At 66.9% G+C, this 26,429-nt stretch carries 24 protein-coding genes and 1 tRNA gene; 19 read left to right on the forward strand and 6 right to left on the reverse strand.

The annotated features are described in order from the left end of the window. Positions 1–20 precede the first annotated feature (20 nt). Both AB0O71_RS02560 and gap read left to right on the forward strand, forming a co-directional pair. Positions 21–962, forward strand: a complete 942-nt coding sequence (locus tag AB0O71_RS02560) for a helix-turn-helix domain-containing protein (RefSeq protein ID WP_363741526.1) — start codon at positions 21–23, stop codon at positions 960–962. Between the two features lie 148 nt (positions 963–1,110). After that, entirely contained in the window at positions 1,111–2,109 is a 999-nt protein-coding gene (gene gap / locus AB0O71_RS02565; protein ID WP_363741529.1) for a type I glyceraldehyde-3-phosphate dehydrogenase, read from the forward strand. 63 nt (positions 2,110–2,172) lie between these two features. Here the strand turns inward: gap and AB0O71_RS02570 are convergent, their stop codons facing one another. The 4 genes from AB0O71_RS02570 to AB0O71_RS02585 form a co-directional block, all read right to left on the reverse strand. Beyond that, the gene (locus AB0O71_RS02570; RefSeq protein ID WP_363741531.1) at positions 2,173–2,583 is read right to left on the reverse strand and encodes a DUF3054 domain-containing protein; all 411 of its coding nucleotides are present in this window, start codon (positions 2,581–2,583) and stop codon (positions 2,173–2,175) included. Next, on the reverse strand, positions 2,580–3,389 hold the full coding sequence (locus AB0O71_RS02575; protein ID WP_363741534.1) for an inositol monophosphatase family protein: 810 nt from the start codon (positions 3,387–3,389) through the stop codon (positions 2,580–2,582). Before AB0O71_RS02575 ends, AB0O71_RS02570 begins: the two co-directional genes overlap by 4 nt. Before the next feature lie 79 nt (positions 3,390–3,468). Beyond that, a tRNA-Lys gene (locus tag AB0O71_RS02580) sits at positions 3,469–3,541 on the reverse strand. A 123-nt stretch (positions 3,542–3,664) separates the two neighbouring features. Then, complete coding sequence (locus AB0O71_RS02585; RefSeq protein WP_363741537.1) at positions 3,665–3,874, reverse strand: hypothetical protein; 210 nt, start codon at positions 3,872–3,874, stop codon at positions 3,665–3,667. Positions 3,875–4,033: 159 nt separating this feature from the next. Here AB0O71_RS02585 and AB0O71_RS02590 point away from each other — a divergent pair, with 159 nt between their 5' ends. The 5 genes from AB0O71_RS02590 (at position 4,034) to ilvC (ending at position 9,564) form a co-directional block, all read left to right on the forward strand. Further along, positions 4,034–4,273 (forward strand): hypothetical protein, encoded by a 240-nt coding sequence (locus AB0O71_RS02590; protein ID WP_363741539.1) that lies wholly within the window; start codon positions 4,034–4,036, stop codon positions 4,271–4,273. A gap of 118 nt (positions 4,274–4,391) precedes the next feature. After that, a complete protein-coding gene (ilvD, locus tag AB0O71_RS02595) occupies positions 4,392–6,086 on the forward strand; it encodes a dihydroxy-acid dehydratase (RefSeq protein ID WP_363741542.1) in 1,695 nt (564 codons plus the stop codon). A gap of 140 nt (positions 6,087–6,226) precedes the next feature. Continuing rightward, positions 6,227–7,966, forward strand: a complete 1,740-nt coding sequence (locus AB0O71_RS02600) for an acetolactate synthase large subunit (protein ID WP_363741545.1) — start codon at positions 6,227–6,229, stop codon at positions 7,964–7,966. A 2-nt stretch (positions 7,967–7,968) separates the two neighbouring features. Beyond that, positions 7,969–8,478, forward strand: coding sequence for an acetolactate synthase small subunit (ilvN, locus tag AB0O71_RS02605; RefSeq protein ID WP_363741548.1), 510 nt, complete (start codon positions 7,969–7,971; stop codon positions 8,476–8,478). A 60-nt stretch (positions 8,479–8,538) separates the two neighbouring features. Beyond that, a complete protein-coding gene (ilvC, locus tag AB0O71_RS02610; protein ID WP_363741550.1) occupies positions 8,539–9,564 on the forward strand; it encodes a ketol-acid reductoisomerase in 1,026 nt (341 codons plus the stop codon). A gap of 100 nt (positions 9,565–9,664) precedes the next feature. Here ilvC and hrpB read toward each other — a convergent pair whose 3' ends face one another. Then, on the reverse strand, positions 9,665–12,337 hold the full coding sequence (hrpB, locus tag AB0O71_RS02615) for an ATP-dependent helicase HrpB (protein WP_363741552.1): 2,673 nt from the start codon (positions 12,335–12,337) through the stop codon (positions 9,665–9,667). Positions 12,338–12,452: 115 nt separating this feature from the next. Between hrpB and AB0O71_RS02620 the strand changes: the two genes are divergently transcribed. The 3 genes from AB0O71_RS02620 (at position 12,453) to serA (ending at position 15,001) form a co-directional block, all read left to right on the forward strand. Further along, a complete protein-coding gene (locus tag AB0O71_RS02620) occupies positions 12,453–12,995 on the forward strand; it encodes a hypothetical protein (protein WP_363741558.1) in 543 nt (180 codons plus the stop codon). 3 nt (positions 12,996–12,998) lie between these two features. Then, positions 12,999–13,319, forward strand: a complete 321-nt coding sequence (locus AB0O71_RS02625; protein WP_363741560.1) for a hypothetical protein — start codon at positions 12,999–13,001, stop codon at positions 13,317–13,319. Between the two features lie 89 nt (positions 13,320–13,408). Further along, complete coding sequence (serA, locus tag AB0O71_RS02630) at positions 13,409–15,001, forward strand: phosphoglycerate dehydrogenase (RefSeq protein ID WP_363741563.1); 1,593 nt, start codon at positions 13,409–13,411, stop codon at positions 14,999–15,001. Positions 15,002–15,107: 106 nt separating this feature from the next. Here serA and AB0O71_RS02635 read toward each other — a convergent pair whose 3' ends face one another. Continuing rightward, the gene (locus AB0O71_RS02635; RefSeq protein WP_363741566.1) at positions 15,108–15,773 is read right to left on the reverse strand and encodes a FadR/GntR family transcriptional regulator; all 666 of its coding nucleotides are present in this window, start codon (positions 15,771–15,773) and stop codon (positions 15,108–15,110) included. 382 nt (positions 15,774–16,155) lie between these two features. On the opposite strand from AB0O71_RS02635, the gene AB0O71_RS02640 reads away from it, so the two are divergent. The 9 genes from AB0O71_RS02640 to dapA all read left to right on the forward strand — a co-directional run bounded on the left by AB0O71_RS02640 (position 16,156) and on the right by dapA (position 26,423). Then, positions 16,156–18,420, forward strand: a complete 2,265-nt coding sequence (locus AB0O71_RS02640; protein WP_363741569.1) for a polyribonucleotide nucleotidyltransferase — start codon at positions 16,156–16,158, stop codon at positions 18,418–18,420. Between the two features lie 159 nt (positions 18,421–18,579). Beyond that, on the forward strand, positions 18,580–20,001 hold the full coding sequence (locus tag AB0O71_RS02645; protein WP_363741572.1) for a pitrilysin family protein: 1,422 nt from the start codon (positions 18,580–18,582) through the stop codon (positions 19,999–20,001). A gap of 85 nt (positions 20,002–20,086) precedes the next feature. Continuing rightward, complete coding sequence (gene dapB, locus AB0O71_RS02650; protein ID WP_363741574.1) at positions 20,087–20,842, forward strand: 4-hydroxy-tetrahydrodipicolinate reductase; 756 nt, start codon at positions 20,087–20,089, stop codon at positions 20,840–20,842. Beyond that, positions 20,839–21,300: a hypothetical protein gene (locus AB0O71_RS02655; protein ID WP_363741577.1), complete on the forward strand. Its 462-nt coding sequence runs from the start codon at positions 20,839–20,841 to the stop codon at positions 21,298–21,300. The genes dapB and AB0O71_RS02655 overlap by 4 nt, the downstream gene beginning before the upstream one ends. A gap of 106 nt (positions 21,301–21,406) precedes the next feature. Then, positions 21,407–23,005: an APC family permease gene (locus tag AB0O71_RS02660; RefSeq protein WP_363741580.1), complete on the forward strand. Its 1,599-nt coding sequence runs from the start codon at positions 21,407–21,409 to the stop codon at positions 23,003–23,005. Positions 23,006–23,120: 115 nt separating this feature from the next. Then, positions 23,121–24,089 (forward strand): GGDEF domain-containing protein, encoded by a 969-nt coding sequence (locus AB0O71_RS02665; protein ID WP_363741583.1) that lies wholly within the window; start codon positions 23,121–23,123, stop codon positions 24,087–24,089. A gap of 10 nt (positions 24,090–24,099) precedes the next feature. Then, positions 24,100–24,909 carry a thymidylate synthase gene (locus tag AB0O71_RS02670; RefSeq protein ID WP_363741586.1) on the forward strand — a complete coding sequence of 270 codons (810 nt, stop codon included), beginning with the start codon at positions 24,100–24,102 and terminating at the stop codon, positions 24,907–24,909. A 13-nt stretch (positions 24,910–24,922) separates the two neighbouring features. Beyond that, positions 24,923–25,441, forward strand: a complete 519-nt coding sequence (locus AB0O71_RS02675; protein ID WP_363741589.1) for a dihydrofolate reductase — start codon at positions 24,923–24,925, stop codon at positions 25,439–25,441. Positions 25,442–25,445: 4 nt separating this feature from the next. Beyond that, positions 25,446–26,423, forward strand: a complete 978-nt coding sequence (dapA, locus tag AB0O71_RS02680; RefSeq protein WP_363741592.1) for a 4-hydroxy-tetrahydrodipicolinate synthase — start codon at positions 25,446–25,448, stop codon at positions 26,421–26,423. The last annotated feature ends 6 nt before the right edge of the window (positions 26,424–26,429 follow it).

The raw sequence follows: 26,429 nt of genomic DNA on the forward strand, positions 1-26,429 counted from the left end.
GCGCGGGTAGGCTGGAAGCCATGAAGCGGGTCGCGGTCGTCGTGCTCGAAGGTGCGAAGCCGATGGACGTCGGCATTCCCGCCCAGGTGTTCACGCATCGCGCAAGCATGCCATTCTCGGTCGCTGTCTGCGGGGTCAGGCCCGGGTTGATCGCCGGCGGAGACGGGTTGTCGTACCACGTCGAGCACGGGCTGGAAGCGCTCGATGCCGCTGATCTCATCTTCGTGCCCGGTTACCGGTTTCCCGACCGCGAGCCGCCCCCTGCGGCCCTCACCGCAGCGCTCGGAGGAGCGCATGAACGCGGCGCGATTCTCGCGGCGATCTCGACCGGGGCATTCGCGCTGGCCGCTACGGGGCTGCTCGACGGTAGGCGTGCGACCACACACTGGCATTACGCGAGGAGGCTCGCGGAGCAGTTCCCGGAGGTGCGCGTCGACGATCGAGTGCTGTTCGTCGATGAGGGGTCGGTACTGACCTCCGCCGGCGCCGCATCAGGGATCGACCTCTGTTTGCACCTACTGCGTCGCGAGTCGGGAATGGCGGTCGCCAATCACGCGGCTCGGCGCCTCGTCGCAGCTCCCTACCGCAGCGGTGGGCAAGCGCAGTATCTTCCGCACAGCGTGCCGGAGTCGATCGGCGAGCGATTCACTCAGACCAGGGAATGGGCACTGCGACACCTCGGCGAATCGCTGACGATCGCGCGCCTGGCAGAGCACGCCCGGGTGTCTGAGCGCACCTTCTCGCGACGCTTCCTCGACGAGACCGGGTACACGCCGATGCAGTGGGTGATGCGCGCTCGAGTCGACCGGGCGCGCGAACTGCTCGAGGAGACCGACCTCGGCATCGACACGATCTCGGCGGCGGTCGGTCTGGGTTCTGCCACCAATCTGCGCCGGCATTTCCGCCAGGTGCTCGGAACGGCCCCGACCGCCTATCGGCGCACGTTTTCTCAGTCGTCGTAGTGGGTTCGGAGTCGAAGTTCCGGAGATGTCCGAACATGGCAGTTTGTGTTCGAATGATGGCAATGCGGCCACTGGTGTGTGCGTGCGGGACGTACCAGTCTGGAGTGAGTCAATCATGCACACCATTGCGAAGGAGATCGAAGAGCCCATGACCCGTCGGGTAGCCATCAACGGATTCGGCCGAATCGGGCGGGGCGTATTGCGCGCCCTGCTGCAGCAGCAGAACGACCTCGAAGTCGTCGCGATCAATGACCTCACCGACGCGCCCACTCTGGCGCACCTGCTCTCCCGAGATTCCCTGTACGGCAAGCTGGATCAGCCCGTATCGGTCGACGGAACGACGCTCGTCGTCGGCGATCGGCGTATCGAGATTCTCGGTGAGCGCGACCCCGCGAAGCTGCCCTGGGCAGAGCTGGGCGTCGACGTGGTGCTCGAATCGACCGGCTTCTTCACCAAGGCAGAGGATGCGCGGAAGCACATCGAGGCCGGAGCGAAGCGCGTGCTCGTGAGCGCTCCAGCCAAGGGCGCGGACCTGACGCTCGTCGTCGGCGTCAATGACGACCTCTACGACCCCGAGCAGCATCAGATCGTGTCGAATGCCTCGTGCACCACGAACGCGCTCGCGCCGCTCGCGAAGGTGCTCGACGATCTCGCCGGCATCGAGTGGGGCACCATGATGACGGTGCACGCCTACACGGCCGACCAGCGACTGCAGGATGCCCCGCACTCGGATCTGCGTCGCGCCCGTGCTGCCGCGCTCAACATCGTGCCGACCTCGACCGGTGCCGCGACCGCGATCGGCCTGGTGCTCCCGCAGCTCGACGGCAAGCTCGTCGGCGGGTCGCTTCGCGTACCCGTGCCCGTCGGCTCGATCGTCGAACTCACCGCGGTGGTCTCGCGCGAGGTGACGCGTGATGAGGTGCTCGCGGCCTACCGCGCGGCCGCCGACGGTCCGCTGGCGGGCGTGCTCGAGTACTCGGAAGAGCCGCTCGTCTCCTCCGACATCGTCGAGAACCCGCACAGCTCGATCTTCGACTCGGAGCTCACGTACGTCGACGGCAAGCACGTGAAGGTGACCGCCTGGTACGACAACGAGTGGGGCTTCTCGAACCGCGCAGCGCAGGTGCTCGGCACCCTCGCCGCGTAACAGCGCACCCATACGCCGCTGGCCCCGCCCGATGCACTCGGGCGGGGCCGGCGGCGTTTTTGCTCAGCGCGAGCGCAAGCGGATCACGAGTACCGCGATCGCGCGCCATCCGATGAGGAACACTCCGAGCGTCACTGCCGTGACCACGACGAACGACACAGCCGTGCCCGCACCGGTCGCGGCGCGCAGCAGCATGCCGATCGCCACAGCACCGATCCAGAGCGGAAGCCCGGAGCGCATGATCGACAGCGGGCGGCGGAACGCCCGGATGGCGAGCCATGCGATGCCCAATCCGGCGATGAAGGGCCAGGCCGTCTCCAGCAGCCCCGAGACGGACGTCGTGCGATCGTGGCTGCTCCGGCCGATGCCGGCGAATAGCGTCACGAGTGCGGCGTCGGCGACCACTGCCAGGGCGACAGTGCGGGGAGCGGGTGCGAGCGTCCGGCGCTGCCGGTGCTCGAGTACGTCACTCACGCTGCCTCCTCGGCACGTGCGCGGTCGATCACTTCGCGCACCGCGTCGTGCACGCGCCCGTTCGTCGCGAGCGAGCTGCCGTTCCACGCGCTCTCCGCGCCATCGATGTCGGTGAACCGACCGCCGGCCTCCCGAACGATCGGCACGAGCGCCGCAAGGTCATAGGGCTTCACATCGAACTCGGCGACCACGTCGACGAGCCCCTCGGCGAGCAGCATGTACGACCACATGTCGCCATACGCGCGATCCCGCCATACGGCGCGGCTCAGCGCGATGAGCGGCTGCAGGTACCCCGCGAGGTCCCACTGCTCGATGCTCTGAAAACTGAGAGAGGCGTGCTCGAGCTCGGAGACGGCGGAGACGTGCAACCGACGAGGATCCTCACCCTGCTGCTGCCCCCACGCCCCGGAACCGGTCTCTGCCCACCATCGCGCCCCGAACGCGGGAGCTGAGACCACACCGACGGACGGGCGGCCCTCAACCTCGAGTGCGATGAGCGTCGCCCAGTTCGGAACGCCGCGGAGAAAGTTCGACGTGCCATCGATCGGGTCGATGATCCACCGCCGGGTGCCCCGATCCTCGCGGCCCGATTCCTCGCCGAAGAAGCCGTCTCCCGGGCGAACTGAGGCAATACGGTGCCTGAGTTCCCGCTCGACCGCGGTGTCAGCGTCGGTCACGAACGTGCGATCGAGCTTCGTGTCCACAGTGAGATCAGCGGCACGGAAGCGCGGAAGCGAGATTTCGTCGGCGAGGTCGGCGAGTTCGAGGGCGAACGCGAGATCGGGTGAAGGGAGCGATCGGGTCATTGACACACCTTCCGTGAGCGGCAACTGCCGTGCAAATACGCGAAAAGCCCGGTATCAGATACCGGGCTTCTCGAAACCGTGCGCCCTCACGGGCTCGAACCGTGGACCCGCTGATTAAGAGTCAGCTGCTCTACCAACTGAGCTAAAGGCGCATATCGCTGCGATGAGGTTCTCCCTCGCTGAGCAACGGATGAAACTCTAGCATGACCGCGACGGGCCGTTCAAATCGGCGAAGGGATCCCGCGCGCGTCGTCTCTGCTCGCGCAACGGAGAGCTCAGCGGTGCTTGCGCCCGACCTCTTCCTCCGCGTCCTGCTCCTGCATCGAGACCGTGGCGATCGCCAGGGCGAGGCCCGCGACCCATGCTCCCCACACGAGATAGCGGCGCCAGTCCTTGCGCATGGATCCGGTTCGGCGCGCGGTGGTCACGGCGCCGAACGCAGCGCCGATCACTCCGGGGTTGGTGACGTATTTACCGATGGACACGGTGCCTCCCTCTGTTCGGTGATGGTGACGGTTTCAGCCTAGCGGCAGGGTGAACGCCGGGGAGGGGGTTGCGGTACCCTGGCTGCAACAGCCTTCGCGCGTGCGGGGTGGGAGTGAGCGGGCGCAGATGGTCCGCCGAGTGATGAAGGAGAAGCCGGTATGGCGAAGCAGGAGACGGGCGCACTGTTCGAGGAGAGCTCGCAGGGCGCCGTGAGTGCGGTGACGGCGATCGTGTTCGTCGTCTCGATCGTGCTGGCGTTCGGCGGATTCGTTCTCATGAGCTACGGAGTGAACCCCGAGCTCGGTGCGGCCGAGGTGTGGACGTTCTCCGCTGGCCTCGCTGCAACGATCTTGGGTTTCGCCCTGCCGTTCACGCTGCTGCCGCTGACGGGCAAGTAACGAGCGCACCGCATGGCGGGGTCGGGGGAGTCGCTCCTCCGGCCCCGCCGGCGTTTTCTCCTGACGGAGCACTGCGCCCGAGCCGCTGCGCGTATGCGCCAGGCCCTAGAATGGCGTTATGGCAGAGATTGATATGAAGCCGCGCAGCCGCGACGTCACCGATGGAATCGAAAAGGCCGCGGCACGGGGCATGCTCCGTGCGGTGGGAATGGGCGATGCAGACTGGGACAAGCCCCAGATCGGTATCGCGAGCTCGTGGAACGAGATCACTCCCTGCAATCTGAGTCTCGACCGCCTCGCCCAGGGCGCCAAGGAAGGCGTGCACTCAGGCGGAGGCTACCCGCTGCAGTTCGGCACGATTTCGGTCTCGGACGGCATTTCGATGGGGCACGAGGGGATGCACTTCTCGCTCGTTTCGCGTGAAGTCATCGCCGACTCCGTCGAGACCGTCATGATGGCGGAGCGGCTCGATGGTTCGGTGCTGCTCGCCGGGTGCGACAAGTCGCTGCCCGGCATGCTCATGGCGGCGGCCCGGCTCGATCTCGCTTCGGTCTTCCTCTACGCCGGATCGATTGCGCCCGGGTGGGTGAAGCTCACTGACGGCACGGAGAAGGAAGTCACGATCATCGACGCCTTCGAAGCGGTCGGCGCGTGCAAGGCCGGCACGATGAGCGAAGAGGACCTCAAGCGCATCGAATGCGCGATCGCGCCCGGAGAAGGCGCCTGCGGCGGCATGTACACCGCGAACACCATGGCCTCGATCGCTGAAGCGCTCGGCATGAGCCTGCCCGGTTCTGCTGCACCTCCCAGTGCCGACCGTCGCCGCGACTACTTCGCGCACCGCTCGGGCGAGGCCGTGGTCAACATGCTGCGTCTCGGCATCACCGCACGCGACATTCTCACCAAGCATGCGTTCGAGAACGCCATCACGCTGCTCATGGCCTACGGAGGATCGACGAACGCGGTGCTCCACCTCCTCGCGATCGCCCGCGAGGCCGAGGTCGACCTCACTCTCGAGGATTTCGATCGCATCGGCTCCCGCGTGCCTCACCTCGCAGATATGAAGCCCTTCGGCAAGTTCGTCATGGCCGACATCGATCGTCACGGCGGCGTTCCAGTTGTGCTGAAGGCGCTGCTCGACGCGGGCCTGCTCCACGGTGACGCGCTCACCGTCACGGGCAAGACGATGGCCGAGAACCTCGCCGAGCTGAACCCGGATCCCGTCGATGGCACGGTCATCCATCACCTCGATGACCCCATCCACGCGACCGGCGGCCTGTCCATCCTCCACGGCTCCCTCGCCCCCGAGGGCGCCGTCGTGAAGACGGCCGGCTTCGATGCGGAGCTCTTCGAAGGGCCCGCGCGCGTCTTCGACCGCGAACGCGCCGCGATGGACGCGCTCACCGAGGGGCGCATCGGCAAGGGCGACATCGTGGTCATTCGATACGAAGGACCGAAGGGCGGCCCCGGCATGCGGGAGATGCTCGCCATCACCGCAGCCATCAAGGGCGCGGGCCTCGGTAAAGATGTACTACTATTGACGGACGGACGATTCTCAGGCGGCACAACCGGCCTGTGCATCGGCCATATTGCACCAGAAGCGACGGACGGCGGTCCGGTCGCCCTGGTCCGCGACGGAGACCTGATTCGGGTCGATATCGCCGCACGAACGCTCGATCTGCTGGTAGATCCCTCCGAGCTCGAGGCCCGACGAGAAAGCTGGGCCCCGCTTCCCCCGCGGTACACGCGCGGTGTGCTGGCGAAGTACGCGAAGCTCGTCCAGTCGGCGTCTCACGGCGCCGTCACCGGTTGATCCGGGAGACGAGCCAGTCACGCACGCCGTAGGCCGGCCTCGGCCGCGTTCCGCGATATCACCTCCGATCACGAAAGCTGGACATGAACTCGGAATCGAGTGCACTCCCATCACCCCAAGCTGCACAGCGCGGCGAGCGGATGACCGGCGCGCAGGCCGTCGTCCGTAGTCTGGAAGCGCTGGGCGTCTCTGATGTCTTCGGACTCCCCGGCGGAGCCGTCCTGCCCTTGTACGACGCCCTGATGGATGCGGAGAAACTCCGCCACATCCTGGTGCGTCATGAGCAGGGCGGAGGCCACGCCGCCGAGGGCTTCGCCACCGCGAGCAACACTGTCGGCGTCTGCATCGCCACGTCGGGTCCGGGAGCGACGAACCTCGTGACCGCTATCGCCGATGCCTACATGGACTCGGTGCCACTGCTCGCGATCACCGGCCAGGTTTACTCCCATCTCATGGGAACCGACGCGTTCCAAGAGGCCGACATCGTGGGCATCACCATGCCGATCACAAAGCACTCCTTCCTGGTGAAGCGTGCTGAAGACGTGCCAGAGGCGATCGCGGCGGCCTACTACCTCGCGTCGACGGGCCGGCCCGGCCCGGTGCTCGTCGACATCACGAAAGATGCGCAGGAGGGCGAATTCGACTTCGTCTGGGGTCAGCGCGCAGAACTCGCCGGCTACCGTCCCATCACGAAGGCAAACAGCAAGCAGATCCAGGCCGCAGCCGATCTCATCGCCGACGCGAAGCGGCCGGTGTTCTACGTCGGCGGCGGAGTCGTGCGCGCTGGAGCCTCAGAGGAGCTGCTGCAACTCGTCGAGCTCGTGGGCGCTCCGGTGGTCACGACGCTGACCGCTCGCGGGGCCTTCCCCGACTCGCACACGCAGCATCTCGGGATGCCGGGCATGCACGGCACGGTGCCGGCTGTGCTCGCGCTACAGGAGGCCGACCTGCTCATCACGCTCGGTGCGCGCTTCGACGACCGCGTCACGGGCAAGGCAGCGCTCTTCGCGCCGAACGCGAAGGTCATTCACGCCGACATCGACCCCGCCGAGATCGGCAAGATCCGCGCAGCGGACGTTCCGATCGTGGGCGACGCCGCCGAAGTGATCGCGGATCTCATCGCCGCGATGTCGACCGCTCAGGTCAGCCGCGAGTGCGCCAATATCAGCTCCTGGTGGGACCGTCTGCGCGGCCTGCAGCAGAAGTTCCCGCTCGGGCACCACCCGACGAGCGACGGCTTGCTCTCCCCGCAGCAGGTGATCCAGCGCATCGGTGAACTCACCGGCCCCGAGGGCGTGTACGCCGCGGGCGTCGGGCAGCACCAGATGTGGGCGGCGCAGTTCATCAAGTACGAGCGCCCCGGCGCCTGGCTCAATTCGGGTGGCGCGGGCACGATGGGCTACGCAGTGCCCGCCGCGATGGGTGCCAAAGTCGCCGAACCCGAACGCGTCGTGTGGGCGATCGACGGTGACGGCTGCTTCCAGATGACCAATCAGGAGCTCGCGACGTGTGTCGTGAACAACATCCCGATCAAGGTCGCGGTCATCAACAACTCCTCGCTCGGCATGGTGCGTCAGTGGCAGACGCTGATCTACAACGGGCGCTACTCGAACACCGAGCTGAACACGGGCCACGGGTCGCAGCGCGTACCCGACTTCGTCAAGCTCGGCGAGGCCTACGGCTGCCTGTCGATCCGCGTCGAACGCGAGGATCAGATCGATGAGGCGATCCAGCTCGCCCTCGACACCAATGATCGACCGGTGCTCATCGATTTCGTCGTGAGCGCTGACGCGATGGTCTGGCCGATGGTGCGACAGGGCACTTCGAACAGCGACATTCAATATGCACTCGAACACAGCCCCGAGTGGGAGGAGGAGTAATCATGAGCCGTCACGTGCTGAGCCTCCTCGTCGAGGACAAGCCGGGTCTTTTGACTCGCGTCGCCGGGCTGTTCGCCCGACGCAGCTTCAATATCGAATCGCTCGCGGTCGGACCGACTGAGATGCGCGGTCTGTCACGCATCACGGTGGTCGTGGACCAGGATGAGGTGCTGCTGGAACAGGTCACCAAACAGCTCAACAAGCTCGTCAACGTGATCAAGATCGTCGAACTGGAGAGCGCGACGTCGGTGCAGCGCGAACACGTGCTCATCAAGGTGCGCGCCGACAACCAATCGCGATCCCATGTGCTCGAAGCGGTGACGCTGTTCCGCGCGCGCGTCGTCGATGTCGTGCCCGATGCCCTCACCATCGAGGTGACCGGAGACCGGGGCAAGATCGACGCCTTCCTGAAGGTGCTCGAACCCTACGGCATCAAGGAGATTGCGCAATCGGGCCTCATCGCGATGGGCCGCGGATCGAAGTCGATCTCCGAGCGCGTCTTCAAGAACTAGCGGATCATGCAGTCCGCTGCAGCACCTGTAACGAACCACCACAACTAAGGAGAGTCCCAAGTGGCAGAGATGTACTACGACGCCGACGCCGATCTGTCGATCATCCAGGGCAAGAAGGTAGCCGTCGTCGGCTACGGCTCGCAGGGCCACGCCCACGCGATGAACCTGCGCGACTCGGGTGTCGAGGTCGTCATCGCCCTCAAGGAGGGCTCGAAGTCGATTCAGAAGGCTGAAGAGGCCGGGTTCGTCGTCAAGAACGTTGCCGACGCGGCTGCGTGGGCCGACGTCATCATGATCCTGGCGCCCGATCAGCACCAGCGCACCATCTTCAACGAATCCATCAAGGATCAGCTCACCGAGGGCAAGACGCTCGCGTTCGCGCACGGCTTCAACATCCGCTTCGGCTACATCGAGGCCCCCGCAGGCGTCGACGTCATCCTTGTCGCTCCGAAGGCGCCGGGCCACACGGTGCGCCGCGAATTCGAGGCCGGCCGCGGCATTCCCGACATCATCGCCGTCGAGGTTGACGCGTCGGGCACCGCCTGGGAAACCGCGAAGTCGTACGCGAAGGCCATCGGCGGCACCCGCGCCGGCGTCATCAAGACGACTTTCACGGAAGAGACCGAAACGGACCTCTTCGGCGAGCAGTCGGTGCTCTGCGGCGGCACGAGCCACCTCGTGCAGTACGGCTTCGAGGTGCTGACCGAGGCCGGGTACCAGCCTGAAATCGCGTACTTCGAGGTGCTTCACGAACTGAAGCTCATCGTCGACCTCATGTGGGAGGGCGGCATCGCGAAGCAGCGCTGGTCGATCTCCGACACGGCCGAATTCGGCGATTACGTCTCGGGCCCGCGCGTCATCGGCCCGGAGGTCAAGGAGCACATGCAGGAGGTGCTCGCCGACATCCAGTCGGGTGCCTTCGCGAAGCGCTTCATCGAGGACCAGGACAAGGGCGGCCCCGAGTTCCAGGAGCTGCGCAAGAAGGAGGAGTCGCACCCGATCGAGAAGACCGGCGGCGAACTCCGCAAGCTGTTCGCATGGCAGCAGCAGGATTCGGACTACGTCGACGGATCGGCAGCTCGCTGATCTGACGCAGTTCTGAACGCCCGTCGGGGGATTCCTCCCGGCGGGCGTTCTGCTGTGTGGCGACCGGCCCGGCGCCGAACCCAACGTGCGAGGGTGCGGTTCAGGGGCGGGCGGAAGCACGCTTCGTTCGTGCCGTCGCGGGCGCGGTCCACGGATCCTCCGGCCACGGGTGCTTCGGATACCGCCCGCGCATCTCCTTGCGCACCTGCTGGTAGGGCCCGTTCCAGAACGACTCGAGATCATCGGTCACCGCGAGCGGCTTGCGGGCGGGGGAGAGCAGGTGGAAGAGCACGGGAACCCGCCCGTCGACGAGACGGGGCGTGACGGCAAGACCGAATAGCTCTTGGAGTTTCACCGCGACGACCGGCCGACCCTCTTCATTGTTGACATCGGGGTATGCAATGCGCGCACTGCCGCCGGAGGGCACAGCGAGTCGCTCGGGGGCGAGCTCGTCGAGGCGGGCGGCTTCGGGCCATAGCAACAGGCGCCGCAGTGCGGCGGCGAGGTCGAGGGAACGCAGGCCCGCGCGACCTGAGAGTCGCGCGAGATCCGGGCCGAGCCAGTCGTCGATCGCGGCGAGCAGCGCGGCGTCGTGCATGGCGGGCCAGGGCGCCCCGAGCTGCGCATGCACCAGCGCCATCCGTCCGCGCAGCGCCGTCGCCGCGTCCGACCAGGTCAGCGCTCCGAGCCCGTCGTCGCGCACGAGACGCGCGATCGCAGGCGCGGTGTCGGCCGGTCTTGCGGCGACGGGAGTCGAAGCGAGCAGGATCGCGCCGAGGCGCCGCTCCTGCCGCACCTGGACGCGGCCGTCCACGATCTGCGCCGACCGCTGCTCGGCGAGCAGGGATGCGCCGTAGTGACGTGCGTCGGCATCCGTGAGGGGAGCAGCGAGGCGGATCACCGCGCCGGTGCCGTCGGCAGCGCGACCGCCGGCGCGCTGCACCTCGCGCACGGCGATCCACTCCGAGCCGAGGAGGGGGCTCCCCTCGGGCAGTGCCGCGCGCGTGCCGCTCGCCAGCACGTACGCTCGGGAACCGGTGGCGACTCGCCGTGCGATCCACTCGGGCCGGGCGAGCGCCACAACGGTCCCCGGCGAGGCGCCGCCGCTGGAATGCTGCGGCACTGTCGCAGTCACGGTCGCGATGGTGGCGGGCGCATGGGTGTCGGCTGCTGCCTCGGACGCCGTCTCGGACTCAGCATCGACGATCCTGCGCAGCCGCTGAGACTCTCGGCGCCACGTCGACGCGCCCGGGGAGCGGCCGGCACGGAGTTCGCTCAGCACCCGTGTGAGGTCGGCCCCCGCATCGCGGTGGTCTCCCGACATGGCAGCGACGATCTCCGCGACTCGAGTACGGTCTTCGAGCGCGGTGCTCCCGGAGAGCAGAGCTCGCGCTTCGCGGGCGCCGATCGGGAGTTGAGCGACGCGCGCTCCGAATGTCGTGATGCTGCCCGTGTCGTTGACGAGCTCAAGCGTGCGCAGTACGTGCTCCGCTTCGCGCATCGCCGCCGCGGGTGGGCGCGTCGGTACAGCCAGTCCCTCGCCGCGAGGCGTGCCCCAGGCGGCGAGCACGAGTGCGGCGTCCGTGAGGTCGGCCGCGGCGATCTCGGGAGCGGCATCGGTCGGCATGCGCGCAAAGTCGGCCTCAGAGTAAGCGCGCACCGCGCGACCGGGGCCGAGACGCGCTGCACGCCCGGCGCGCTGCACGACGCTCGAGCGGGAAGCGCTCACCGTGACGAGCCCCGTCATACTCCGCGCTTGATCCCGTCGGACCTCTCGCGAGAGACCGGCATCGACCACGAGGCGCACCCCAGGAACGGTGAGCGAACTCTCGGCGAGCGAGGTGCTCACGACGATGCGGGGCGGATCACCCGGTGCCCGCCCGCGCACCGCGCTATCCTGCGCCCGAGCGTCCAACCGACCGTGCAGCGGCAGCACGTCGACGGCTGAAGCCCCGTTCTCCGGCACTCGCCCGCGCAGCAGAGTGACAAGCTCATCGACCTCGCGGGCGCCGGGAACGAAGACGAGTGCATCGCACCCCTCTGAGCGCTGCGCTTCGGCCGCGACTCCCGCGAGATGCGCGAGGAACTCCCGGCTGACCCCTCGATCGTCGAGCCGCGGACGGTCGAACGGGGCGTAGTCGACACGCAGCGGGTGGAGCGCCGAGGGTACGGCCACGATCGGAGCCGGAGCATCGTCGGAGCCGAGCAGATCGGCGACGCGTCGTGCGTCGAGCGTCGCCGACATCGCGACCACGATGAGATCGTCGCGAAGCGCGCGGACCTCGGCCAGCATGCCCAGCAGCAGGTCGCCGTCGAGTGAGCGCTCATGCACCTCGTCGAGGATGACCGCGCCGACACCGGGGAGGTCCGGATCCCGGAGCAGGCGACGCAGCAACACCCCGGGAGTGAGCGCCTCGATGCGGTGTGCGGGATCGAGCACGCGTTCACCGCGAACGGTGAACCCGATCGCGCGTCCGAGCGGGGAGCCGTCGAGGTGGGCGATCCGGGCCGCTGCCGCGCGCACGGCGACCCGTCGCGGTTGCGTGAGCAATACCGTGGGCGCCCGGCCGCCCGGCTGCGAGGGGGCGCGTCCGTCTGAAGCTGCCGTGCTCAGCAGGTTCGCGAGGAGCGGGGGTACGTACGTCGTCTTCCCCGTTCCCGGGGGAGCCGTCACGACCGCGATGCCGCCGGCCAGAGCCGCTGCGATCGCGTCGGCCTCGTTCGCGACGACGAGCCCGGAGCCGATGGCGGCGAGATCGAAGCGATGGGGCATCTCTCCAGTGTAGAAGTGCGGCCTCAGCGTCGTGCGGGCGCTCGGTGGACCGCTTCGAGTCTCGCGCGACGCCGTTCCCGGGAGACATGAAGTCGCCGAGCGATACTCTTGAGGGATGAAGCAGAAGCCGGGCCGCGCGTCGCGGGAACCTCGGGAGAGCTCGCTCGCGAGCGGATGGACCGTCGCAGGGGAGCAGGCGGAGGCAGGGGTGCGAGAGACCAGCGCAGCACCGGCCGAAGAGCGAATCGGAGCAGCCCCGCACCTGGCGAATGGAACCGGCGCCGGCGCTACCGGCGCCGAGGCGGCACCCAGCACGGACGCGAGCGAAACGTATCCCGATGAGCGTCCGCAGATCTCGAACGGCGCTCTCGTGGTGCTCGGCGTCTTCGGCGGGCTGTACCTGCTCTACACCTGGGGCTGGTTCATCGTGGCGCAGGCCTACTCCGAGAACAACTCGCTCACCGCTGCCGGGAGCGGCGTCATCGGCGGGGTGCTGCAGCAGATCGTCTTCTGGGCGGCCCCCCTCGCGCCACCGCTCTGGTTCTTCACGGCCGTCGCCTTCGGGCGCGGTGGCCGCACGAAGTTGCTGGCGATCCTGCTCGTCGTGGGGGCCGTCGTGCTTGTACCGCTGCCCATGCTCATCGAGAGAGGGGCGTAAGGCGTGCTGAAACTCATCTCTGCGTGGGCGGCCGGCCTGCTGCTCGGGCTGCTCTACCTCTACGCGATCGTTGCGGGTATCGGCAACCTCGTCGGGGTCATGGGGATGAGCTCGGCGCTGGGCACCGAAGTCACCGGGTCGGGTCGCTTCTGGCTCATCATCGGGTTGGTGATGCCGGCGGTGGTCTTCGTGCTTGCGCTTCTGCTCGGGCGACGTCGGTCGCCAGGCATCAGGATCCTGCTGCTCGCCGCAGGCGTCGCCCTGGTCGCAGCGTGGCAGATCGACCTCATGCACGTCATCCCCGAGTCGTCATATTTCGCGTAGCCGAAGGCGGCCGATCCCTGCGGGGCTAGACTGGTGCCCTGCGTGCGCTGCGCGTATTGTCCTCGTTTTCAACCCGAAGGATCTGCTTGATGTCTGCGCCGGTCGTGCTGATCGCCGAACAACTTTCGCCCGCAACTATCGCCGCTCTCGGCCCCGACTTCGAGGTGGTGCACGTCGACGGTACCGACCGTGATGCGCTGCGCTCGGCGCTCGGCTCCGCAGACGCGGTGCTCGTCCGCTCTGCCACGCAGATCGATGCGGAGGCGCTCGGTTGGGCGCCGAAGCTGAAGGTCGTCGCCCGTGCGGGCGTCGGTCTCGACAACGTTGACATCAAGGCGGCGACTCAGGCCGGCGTCATGGTCGTCAACGCTCCGACTTCAAACATCATCAGCGCGGCCGAGCTGACGGTGGCGCATATTCTGGGGCTCGCTCGCCATCTGCCGCGCGCTCACGCCTCGCTGTCTGCGGGAGATTGGAAGCGCTCCTCCTTCACGGGAATCGAGCTCTTCGAGAAGACCGTCGGCATCATCGGACTCGGTCGCATCGGCGCGCTCATCGCTGATCGACTGCGCGGCTTCGGGGTCGAGCTCATCGCCTACGATCCCTACATCACTGCAGCACGCGCGCAGCAGCTGGGCGTGCAGCTCGTCTCGCTCGATGACCTCGTCAGCCGCGCCGATTTCCTGACGATCCACATGCCGCGCACCCCCGAGACGCTCGGCATGATTGGGGCGGAGCAGCTGCGTGCGATGAAGCAGACGGCCTACGTCGTCAACGTCGCTCGCGGCGGTCTGATTGACGAGGACGCGCTGGCAGAGGCGCTCGCCGCGGGCGAGATCGCCGGAGCGGCGCTCGACGTGTTCGTGCAGGAGCCTCCGGCCGATACCCGTCTGACCGGACTTCCGAATGTGAACGTGACTCCGCACCTCGGCGCATCGACCGACGAGGCGCAGGAGAAGGCGGGCGTCTCGGTGGCGAAGTCGGTGCGCCTCGCACTCGCCGGCGACCTCGTGCCCGATGCGGTCAACGTGGCCGGCGGCGCCATCGACGAGTACGTGCGTCCCGGGCTTCCGCTCACCGAGAAGCTCGGTCAGGTGTTCGCAGGTCTCGCGGACGGCGCGATCGCGTCGGTGGACATCGAGGTGCACGGCGAGCTCGCCGACCACAACGTGCAGGCGCTGCGACTCGCCGGTCTGAAGGGATTGTTCTCGAAGGTGGTCAGCGAGCCGGTGTCGTACGTCAACGCACCGTTGCTCGCCGAGCAGCGCAACATCGACGTGCGGTTCACCGTCGACTCGCTCTCGGAGAGCTACCGCAACGTGATCACGATCCGCGGCGCGCTCACCGATGGCACGCCCATCTCGGTTTCGGGCACTCTGACGGGTCCGAAGCAGGTCGAGAAGATCGTCGAGATCAACGGCTATGAGGTCGAGCTGCCGATCCCGGAGCACCTCATCGTCTTCAGCTACGTCGACCGTCCCGGCATCGTCGCGACCTACGGCGGAGTGCTCGGCGAGGCCGGCGTGAACATCGCCGGTCTCCAGATCGCGCGCGACGAGAAGCGGGGCACCGCGCTGTCGGTGCTCTCCGTCGATGCGCCCGTCGAAGAGACCCTGATCGGTGCGCTGCGCGGGGCGATCGGTGCCGAGCACATGCACACGATCGACATCGACGCCCTCTAAACGCCGACGTACGAGGCCCCCTCCGCGATCTCAGCGGAGGGGGCCTCGTACGTCGTGTGTCACGCTTCGTGCGCTGCGGCGGCAACGGGCAGTATCCTCAGCGCGATTACCGGCCAGCACTGATCGCAGAGGCGACGGCGTCGATGTGCTGCAGCGCGGCCTGCTCGGCGGCAGTACGATCGCCCGCTTCGATGGCCGCGAAGATTGCAGCGTGCTCCACGTCGGAATCGAGTTGGCGAGCCTGCGTGATGTTCAGAAACTCGGATTGGAGATCGAGGGAGCGCCGCATCGACGCGGTGATGCTGAGCAGCACGGAATTGTGGCTCGCTTCGGCGACGAGCGTGTGGAAGTCGCGATCCAGGCGCACCCATTCGTGCAGCACGGTGGTCTCGAGCATTCGACTGAGCAGTCGCCGCATCGCCTCGAGCTCATCTTCCGTGCGCCGCTGCGCCGCGTGCCCTGCCGTCGGCACCTCCACGTGAATGCGCGCCTCCATCAGATGGTCGGGGTCGAATCCGCCGAACTCCGACACGCCTGAGGGCGTTTTCGAGACCACGTAAGTGCCGCTTCCGCTGCGGGTCTCGGTCAGGCCCAGCGTCGAGCACGCGTGGAGGGCCTCGCGCACCACGGATCGACTGACGCCGAACTGCTTCGCGAGAGTCAGTTCTCCGGGCAGTCGATCTCCTGCGACAACCGCATCGTTCTCGATCAGATCCCGGATCGCGCGGAATGCGGCTTCGGTCGCGCTGACGCGTTTGACGGGGGTGTGCATGGACGGACCTTTCGGGAGCGCAACGCGGGCTCGCAGGTCGAGTGTCGGCGTCGGCGCGGATCTACTCGCACCAGAATATTGAGTTTTCGTCCGCTCCGGTAATCTGTCGGACAGCTCATCGGAGCGAATGGCGCAGGCTGGGAAATCCCGAGCGATGTCAGGCCCTCGGTGCTACTCTGGAAGGGCGGGCGTCTGCCCGTATCAAACGAAGAACCGAGCACGCCGATTGGCGGGCTGGTCTTCGGTGGTGGATCCCTCTGGTTCCGCGCGGAGCGGTGCGCAGGGTGGTCGTCTACTGAACATCAGCATCCGCGATCGACCGCAGCAATCGCCGGCGCGATCCGGACTGTCCGTCGCGTGCTCTCGTGAGTAAGGAGAACCCGTGGAGGGTCCTGAAATCAAGTTCGCCGAAGCTGTGCTCGACAACGGCACATTCGGCAAGCGCACCATCCGATTCGAAACAGGCCGGCTCGCGCAGCAGGCCCAGGGCGCGGTCGCCGCGTACCTCGACGAGGAGACGATGCTCCTCTCGGCGACCAGCGCGTCGAAGCAGCCGAAGGATCACTTCGACTTCTTCCCGCTGACCATCGACGTCGAAGAGCGCTCGTACGCCGCGGGCAAGATCCCCGGCTCGTTCTTCCGTCGCGAAGGCCGTCCGTCGACGGAAGCGATCCTCGTCTGCCGTCTCATCGACCGCCCCCTGCGCCCCTCCTTCGTGAGCGGTCTGCGCAACGAGGTCCAGGTCGTCATCACCGTCCTCTCGATCGCGCCGGGCGAGTTCTACGACGCCCTCGCGATCAACGCCGCTTCTGCGTCGACTCAGATCTCGGGTCTCCCGTTCTCCGGTCCCATCGCGGGCGTGCGTCTCGCGCTCATCGGCGACCAGTGGGTGGCGTTCCCGACTGCCGAGCAGTTGAAGGATGCGGTCTTCGATCTCGTCGTCGCCGGTCGCGTGGTCACCGACTCGAACGGAAACGATGACGTCGCGATCATGATGGTCGAGGCTGAGGCCACCGAGCACAGCTGGGAGCTCATCCGCAGCGGTGCGAAGAAGCCGAACGAGGCAGTCGTCGCCGAAGGTCTCGATGCCGCGAAGCCGTTCATCGCACAGCTCTGCAAGGCGCAGTCCGAGCTCGCAGCGCAGTCGGCAAAGGAGATCGCCGATTACCCGGTCTTCCTGCCCTACACCGACGAGGTGCTCGCGGCGGTCGACGCACTCGCACGCACCGAACTCGCGCCGATCTACCAGATCGCTGACAAGCAGGAGCGTCAGGCTGCAGACGACGCGCTGAAGGCGCGCGTGAAGGAGGGCATCGCCGCTCAGGTCGAGGCCGGGACCCTTCCCGACTCGGCCGACGCGCAGGTCTCCGCCGCGTACAAGTCGGTCACGAAGGACATCGTGCGCAGCCGCGTGCTCACCGAGGGCGTCCGCATGGACGGCCGCGGAACGAGCGACATCCGTGCGCTCGACGCCGAGGTCCAGGTCATCCCGCGCGTGCACGGCTCCGCGATCTTCCAGCGCGGCGAGACCCAGATCATGGGTGTCACCACGCTGAACATGCTCAAGATGGAGCAGCAGATCGACTCACTGTCGCCGGTGACGAGCAAGCGCTACATGCACCACTACAACTTCCCGCCGTATTCGACCGGCGAGACCGGGCGTGTCGGTTCGCCGAAGCGTCGCGAGATCGGGCACGGCTTCCTCGCCGAGCGCGCCCTCGTGCCGGTGCTGCCGAGCCGCGAGGAGTTCCCCTACGCGATTCGCCAGGTCTCAGAGGCGCTGAGCTCGAACGGTTCGACGTCGATGGGTTCGGTCTGCGCATCGACCCTGTCGCTGCTGAATGCCGGTGTGCCGCTGCGCGCGCCCGTTGCGGGCATCGCGATGGGCCTCGTCTCCGACGAGGTCGACGGCGAGACGCGGTACGCGGCGCTCACCGACATCCTGGGCGCTGAGGATGCGCTCGGCGATATGGACTTCAAGGTCGCCGGTACCTCCGAGTTCATCACCGCTATTCAGCTCGACACCAAGCTCGACGGCCTCCCGGCCTCCGTGCTGAAGGGCGCGCTGACGCAGGCTCATGAGGCTCGCCTCACGATCCTCGGCGTGCTGAACCAGGCGATCGACGTGCCTGACGAGATGGCGCCGACCGCGCCTCGCGTGATCACGGTGAACATTCCCGTCGACAAGATCGGCGAACTGATCGGCCCGAAGGGCAAGACGATCAACGGGATCCAGGATCAGACCGGCGCCGACATCTCGATCGATGACGACGGCACTGTCTACATCGGCGCGACCGACGGCCCCGCTGCTGAGGCTGCGCGCGCGCAGGTCAACGCCATCGCGAACCCGCAGAACCCCGAGGTCGGCGAGCAGTACCTCGGTACGGTCGTGAAGAACGCGGCGTTCGGCGCGTTCATCTCGCTGCTCCCGGGCAAGGACGGCCTGCTGCACATCTCCGAGGTGCGCAAGCTCGCCGGTGGGAAGCGCATCGAGAGCGTGGACGACGTGCTCTCGGTCGGTCAGAAGATCCTCGTGAAGATCACGAAGACCGATGATCGCGGCAAGCTCTCGCTCGAGCCCGTGCTCGAGGAGCAGGCAGCTGAGGCTCCGGCCGAAGGCGCTGCCGAGGCTCCCGCGGCCGAGTAGTTCAGGCACTGCGGCGGTTCGCCGTACGCGACGCCCGTCGTCCCGCATCGCGCGGGGCGGCGGGCGTTCTGCGTTGCGAGGCGCGGGGAATGCGGGCCGGCGGAGGAGAGCGGCCCGCCGGGCGGGAAGCTCCGAGCCGTGAGGCCCTAGGCTGAGTCCATGCGCGAACCTATCCGACTGCCCCTCGATCAAGCCGAACTGACCGCGGATCTGGGAGGCGGGATGGTGCGTCGCACCGTGCACCCGAGCGGACTCCGAGTGCTCACCGAGCGGATGCCCGGTGCACGGAGCGCGTCGATCGGCTTTTGGGTCGGCGTGGGCTCCCGCGACGAGCAGGCGGAGCGCCCTGACGCGCCCGGAAGCCTGGGTTCCACCCACTTCCTCGAGCACCTGCTCTTCAAGGGCACGCCCACGCGCGACGCGTTCTCCATCGCGACGGAGTTCGACCGCATCGGTGCGGAGCACAACGCGCTCACGGCCAAGGAGTACACCTGCTACTACGCGAAGGTACGCGACGCCGACCTCGATGTCGCGGTCGACATGCTTAGCGACATGGTGGCGAACTCCGTGCTCGATGCTGACGAGTTCGAGGTCGAGCGCGGCGTGATCCTCGAAGAGCTCGCGATGGCCGCCGATGATCTCGCAGATGTCGCCAACGAGCGATTCTTCGAAGCGGTGCTCGGGGATCACCCGCTCGGGCGCCCCATCGGCGGCTGGCCCGAGAACATCACGGCGGCGCGGCGCGCCGATGTCGATCGTCACTATCGCAACCGGTACGACCCCTCGACGCTCGTCGTGACGGCTGCGGGCGCGGTCGATCACGACCGGCTCGTCGCTCAGATCATCGCAGCACTGAATGCGTCTCCCGAGAAGCGGTGGCACACCGATGGAAGCGCAGCCCCGGTGCGACGCGCCCAGATGGTCGATGCGGGTGCGCTCGATGCGGCGGTGACCGACGCGACGGCGACGGCCGCAGCGACTCTCGACTCCGCGATGGCGCAGGAGCCGCGCGTGCAGATCACCGAGCGCCCATCTGAACAGTTGAACTTGCTCATCGGTACGCAGGGATTCAGTGCAAACGATCCGCGACGCTTCGCTTACGGAATCATGAACTCCGTGCTCGGAGGGGGCATGTCGAGTCGACTGTTCCAGGAGATCCGAGAGAAGCGCGGCCTCGCGTACACGGCCTACTCCTTCGGTGCGAGCTACTCGGATTCCGGTGTGTTCGCCATGTACGCGGGCACGGCCCCCGAGAAAGCCGCCGAGGTCGTTGAGCTCAGCCGCGCCGAGCTGCGAAAGCTGGCCGACACCGAGATCTCGGGGGAGGAGCTGGAGCGGGCGCTCGGTCAAATCGCAGGTTCGACGGCACTCGCGCTCGAAGACTCCGACACGCGTATGGGGCGCCTCGCGCGCGCCGAACTCGGCAGTGGTGAGCTTTTCGACCTCGACGCCTCGCTCGAGCGCTTCGCAGCGGTGACGACCGAAGATATCCACGAGGTTGCCGCGACGCTCGCAGCTCGCCCGCTTACGGTGGTCGCGGTGGGCGACGCGTCGCGATCCTCACTCGAATCGCGCGACTGATCCAGTGCAGGATCGCGCTTGTGGCGAGGAGGACATCGCTCAGGGCCTGGCGCCGCCCGTGCGGATCGAACGGTACCCTGGAACGATGAACAATCGTGTAGCGGTCTCGGGAGCGACCGGCCGCCTCGGGCGTCTCGTGTGCGAGGTCGTGGAGCAGCATCCGTCGTTCGAGCTCGTTGCACGGCTGCGCAGCACGTCGGGCGCGGACGAGGGCGCAGACGCCGACATCATGATCGACGTCAGCCGCCCCGATGCATCGCCCGATATCGTCGATACGGCGCTCGCACGAGGTCAGCAGGTGATCGTCGGCACTAGCGGCTGGTCGGCCGAATTGCTCGACGCACTCGCGACGAAGCTCGCGAAGACGCCCGAGCGCGGCGTGATCGTCGTTCCCAACTTTTCGCTGGGCTCCGTGCTGGGCACGGCTCTCGCGCGCATCGCCGCACCGTACTTCGACGCCGTGGAGATCGTCGAGGCGCACCACCCCGGCAAGGTCGACTCGCCGAGCGGCACGGCGGTGCGCACCGCCGAGGTGATGGCCGCAGCCCGCGGCGGTCGGCCGATCGACGCGCCATTCGCCGAGCAGCCCGCACGGGGCGAGCTCATCGCGGGTATTCCCGTGCACAGCCTGCGCCTCGCAGGAGTGGTCGCCAAGCAGGAGGTGCGTTTCGGCGGACCGGGCGAGGTGCTCACGGTGACGCACGACACGCACTCGAACGAGGCGTACCGCGCCGGTGTGCGCGCGGCGCTCGAAGCCATCACCGAAGCTCGCGGGCTCACCGTCGGACTCGACGCTCTGCTCGGCCTCAACGGCATTGCGGTCGACGGCGGTGAGCGATGAAGGCTCGCACGCGCGCCATCATCGGCGTCTCGATCATGAGCGCCGTGCTCGTGCTCTACTTCGTGTTCGTCGGCATCCGTGCGGTCGCACTGCTCGGCTCAGGCGACGCGATCGCGATCGTCATGGGTGTTGCCATGCTGGTCTTGCCGCTCATCGGGGCCTGGGCGCTGCTGCGGGAGATCCTCTTCGGGAGTCAGGCGACGCGTCTGGCCGACCGGCTCGAAGCGGAGAACGCGCTGCCAGAGGAGCCGGTGTCGGCGCGGCCCTCGGGCCGACCGGATCGCGCCGACGCCGACGCCGCGTTCCCGAAGTATCGCGATGCCGTCGAAGCGCAGCCCGAGTCCTGGCGCGCGTGGATGCGGCTCGGCATCGTGTACGACGCGTGCGGCGACCGAAAGCGCGCGCGCAGTGCAATTCGACAGGCGATCGCCTTCGAACGACAGGATCTTCGGGCGTAACGTCAACGATTCGTGAATTGCTCGCCGCCTGCATAGAATCGATGCCCGGGCCGCCACGACCGGAACCTTCTGGCTCGCGCACTCGACCCCAGTCTGGAAAGGTGACATGGCGAAGTACGATCTCAACGCGCCGGAACCCGCGACACGGACGCTCGATTCCGTCAGCGGCATCAGTAAGAAGGGGCTGCCCTCTGGTCAGGTCGGCGTGCTCGGCGCGCTCGTCATCGGCCTCTCGGTGTGCGCCCCCGCGTACACCCTCACGGCGGCGGTCGGCCCCGCGGCCAGCGAGGTCGGGTATCAGACGCCGGCCATCTTCTTGATGGGCTTCATCCCGATGCTGCTCGTCGCGCTCGGTTATCGCGCACTCAACTCGGCGATGCCCGACTCGGGTACGTCATTCACCTGGGCCACGCGCGCCTTCGGGCCGTGGGTCGGGTGGATGGCAGGCTGGGGGCTCATCGCCGCAACCGTGCTGGTGCTCTCGAACCTCGCCGGTATCGCCGTCGAGTTCCTGTTCCAATCGATCAGCATCATGATGGATGATCCGTCTATCGCAGAGATCGCCGGCAACCGATTCATCAACATCGCCGTCTGCCTGGGATTCATGGCGCTCGCGACGCTCATCTCCTACCGGGGAATGACGTCGACGAAGGTCTTCCAGTACATCACTGTGGTCTTCCAGATGGGCGTCATGGTGTGGTTCATCGTCGCCATGTTCGTGGGAGCGGGGGACCCCGCAAACCCCGAGGGCGCCACGCCGCAGCTCTCCTGGTTCAATCCCTTCGAAGTCGACAGCTTCAGCGCGTTCGCCGCCGGCATCGCCGTCTCTATCTTCGTCTACTGGGGCTGGGACACGGTGCTCACCATGGGCGAGGAGACGAAGCCGTCGAAGGGTCGGCTGTCGACGGAGAGCAAGGCGGCCATGATCCTGGTGGGGATCCTCGTCGTGCTATACGTGGGCACCGCAACTGCGACGGTCGCATTCGCCGGTGTGGGTGATGGGCCGACGGGTCTCGGCAACTCGGCGATCGTCGAGAACGTCTTCGCCGCCCTCGCGCATCCCGTGATGGGACCAGCCGCGATCCTGCTCTCGCTCGCGATCCTCGTGAGCGCCATGGCCTCGATCAACTCGACCGCCATTTCGCCGGCACGCACCCTGCTCGCGATGGCGCACTACCGGGCTCTCCCGGCCGCGATCAAGCGCGTGCATCCGAAGTACAAGTCGCCCCACGTCGCGCTCATGCTCTCCTCGATTGTCGCGTCGGTCTTCTACGCGGTGATGCGGTTCATCAGCGAAGACGTGCTGTGGGATACGATCACGGCACTCGGCATGATGGTGTGCTTCTACTACGGCATCACGGCGCTCGCGAGCCCGTGGTACTTCCGCAAGACTGCGGTGCAAGAGGGCGTCGGCTCGATCATCTCCAAGATCGTGCTCCCGGGACTCGGCGGCGTGCTGCTGCTGATCGTGTTCGTGAAGACCACGATCGACGCGATGAGCCCCGACGCGGGATCGGGCAGCAACATCGCCGGCGTCGGCCTCGTCGGCATCATCGGCGTCGCCGTGCTCGGCATCGGCGTCGTGCTGATGCTGCTGCAGGCGAAGGCGTCACCCGAGTTCTTCAGGGGCCGGGTACTGGCGCGCGTCGATGCGTCGGAGGACACCTCGGCGATGCCGGTCTTCGACGACGGCCTCGGGTCGTAGCCGGCGCACGTGTCGCCCGCGACGAGCGCACCAGGAATCTGCTGCGCTCTCGCGGGCGATCACGTAAGCTCAAAGCTGCTGAGATCGGTGGAGGATGCGAGCGATAATCGGGGCGGTGCTCGAACGGCAGAACGACCGTTCGCTCGCCACTGCGGCCTTCTTCGCTGCCGGCATGCTCTTTGCATTCGGCAATGCAACCGTCTTCCTCCCCGCAGGCGATGAGCGCCCGGACCTCGTTGCCGTCGGGATCGCGTGCCTGATCGCGGGGTGCGGCGTGCTGGTCGCCGGAAGTCGGTTCTCGACACGCGCCGCGGGTGCGCTGATGATGCTGGTGTTCATCGTCGTCGTCCCATCGGTGCTGCTCGCTCCCGACGCGATCCGTTCGATCAATACCGGGCTCCTGTTTCTCCCGTACTTCCTGTACCTCGTCTGGTTCTTGCCGATGTGGTTCGCACGGCTGCTCGGGTACGCGTGGATCGCTCTGGTCGACGCGTTCATACTGGCGAGGTTCGGGCCGTCGATGCTCTCGGTGCTCGTCACGCTGACGGTGACCGGTCTCGTACTCGGTGAGCTGATCGCACTCTTCAAACGACGCCTCGAACGCAGCTCCATCACCGATCCGCTGTGCGGCACCTGGAACGCGGTCGGCTTCCGCTCGCTGCTCGATCGCGCCGTCGCAGCGTCACTGCGGGGTGGACGGCCGCTCACCATGCTCTATCTCGACCTCGACGATTTCAAGCGGGTGAATGACCGGTTCGGGCATTCCGAGGGCGACCGGGTGCTGCGCGAGTTCTCGCAGCTCATGCTCGAGAACTGCCGCCCGCAAGACGTGTTCGCGCGATTCGGGGGAGACGAATTCGCGCTGCTGCTCATCGACGCCGACACGGAGCTTGCGCGGTCGATCGCCGAGCGGCTGCATCGCGAGGTCGACGTGGTCAGATGGTCTTACGGCATCGCCGAGTGGGTGCCAGGCGAAACGCCGGACGCGTTCATCTCGCGAGCAGACATCGAGATGCTCGGCGCGAAGCGCAGTCGCAAAGGCGATGCTCAGGAGCAGGGGAGCTCCGAGCACGAGCCGAGGTAGACTCGGGCGCGTGAGTGCAGACGCGATCCCGACCCCGTACGAAGACCTGCTGCGAGAGGTGTACGAGCACGGCACCGCGAAATCTGATCGCACGGGAACCGGCACCCGAAGCCTCTTCGGACGCCAGATTCGATTCGACCTCGCGAAGTCGTTTCCGCTCATCACGACGAAGCGCGTGCACTTCAAATCGGTAGCCGTCGAGCTGCTGTGGTTCTTGCGCGGTGAGGGCAACACGGCGTTCCTGAAGGATCACGATGTGAGCATCTGGGACGAATGGGCCGACGAGAACGGCGACCTGGGCCCGGTGTACGGGGTGCAGTGGCGCTCGTGGCCCACACCCGCGGGCGAGCACATCGACCAGATCGCGAACGTGATCGACCAACTCCGTGCAAACCCCGATTCGCGTCGCATCATCGTCTCGGCGTGGAACGTCGCCGACCTCGATGACATGGCGCTCGCGCCGTGCCACGCCTTCTTCCAGTTCTACGTCGCCGACGGCAAGCTCTCGTGCCAGCTCTACCAGCGCTCGGCTGACATGTTCCTCGGGGTGCCGTTCAACATCGCCTCGTACGCGCTGCTGACGCTCATGGTGGCGCAGCAGACCGGTCTCGAGCCAGGCGAGTTCGTGTGGACGGGCGGCGACTGCCACATCTACGACAACCACGTCGAGCAGGTCGAGCGCCAGCTCTCGCGCGACCCGTTCCCGTACCCGAGTATGAGGATCCGCAAGGCAGACTCGATCTTCGACTACACGCTCGACGACTTCGAGGTCGTCGGCTACGAGCACCATCCCGGAATCAAAGCCCCGGTGGCGGTCTGAGATGCTGCTCGGCATGATTTGGGCTGAGGCCCGTGGAGGCGCCATCGGCCGCGACGGCGAGATGCCGTGGCGCTTGCCCGAGGACGCGGCGTTCTTCAAAGAGCAGACGCTGGGCGCTCCCGTGATCATGGGACGCGGCACCTGGGAATCGCTGCCCGCGCGCTTCCGGCCACTGCCCGGCCGCGAGAACTTCGTGGTGACCCGCACGGAGTCGTACGACGCGCCCGGAGCGACGGTGATGTCGTCGCTCGAGACGGTGCTCGAGACGCTCGACACAACGACGGAACCCGAGGATCGCGTGTGGATCATGGGCGGTGGCCAGCTCTACCGGGCCGCGATGCCGTTCGCCGACGAACTCGTCGTCACGAGGATCGAACTCGATGTTCCCGACGCCGACACCTTCGCTCCAGAGATCGGATCGGAGTGGTCGCTGGTCGACCCGGGAACGACGGAAACGTCGCGGACAGGACTCGAGTATCGCTTCGAGCGGTGGCGCACAGGGGCTGCGCAGGGAGAACGTCCGGTAGCCTAGTCTCGTGGCACACCCAGAGAATCCTTTCGGTCAGGTCCTCGTCGCACTCATCACGCCGTTTCACGCTGATGGTGAAGTCGATTGGGCGGCGACCGAGAAGCACATCGACGACTGCATCTCGAACGGCGCGGACGGCATCGTGGTCACCGGTACGACCGGAGAGACGAGCACGCTGACCGACCCTGAGAAGCTGAAGCTCGTCGAGGTCGCGAAGTCGGTCTCCGGTGGCCGTGCCAAGATCATCACCGGCGGCGGATCGAACGAGACCGCGCACGCGATCGAGCTCTACCGGGCCAGTGAGAAGGCCGGCGCCGACGGCGTGATGATCGTCACCCCGTACTACAACAAGCCCACGCAAGCAGGTCTGCTCACGCACTTCCGCATGGTGGCCGACGCGACCGATCTGCCCGTCATCCTCTACGACATTCCCGGCCGTACCGGGGTGCCGATCAAATACGAGACGATCCTGCGCCTCGCCAAGCACCCGAACATTCTCGCCGTGAAAGACGCCAAGGGCGATTTCAGCGAGGTCAGTCGTGTGCTGAACCAGACGGACCTGATGTACTTCTCAGGTGATGACGCGAACGTGCTGCCCCAGCTCTCCATCGGCGCGACCGGCCTCATCGGAGTGACCGCGAACATCGCGGCCGCGCCGTACCGAGCCATTGTCGACGCCGTCAATTCGGGCGACCTGCATACGGCTCGTGCAGTGCACCAGCAGCTCGAGCCGCTCGTGCGCGCGGTCATGACCCATGTTCCCGGCACCGTCGCCGCGAAGTACATTCTGCACGGCCTCGGCCGTATCAGCAGCCCGCGCGTGCGACTGCCGCTCGTCGGGCCAGAGGAGTGGGAGGCCGCCCTCATCGAGGACGAGCTCGCTCTCATCACCGATGCCCCAGGCATCGACCTTTCGAACTTCAGGCCGGACCGCAATGCGGCTGCCGGCGGTGCCCTGCCCCAGATCGCAGGCACCACCCGCTAATAACAG

It is taken from the genome of Leucobacter sp. NPDC077196 (genome assembly GCF_040687075.1).
GTDB lineage: Bacteria > Actinomycetota > Actinomycetes > Actinomycetales > Microbacteriaceae > Leucobacter.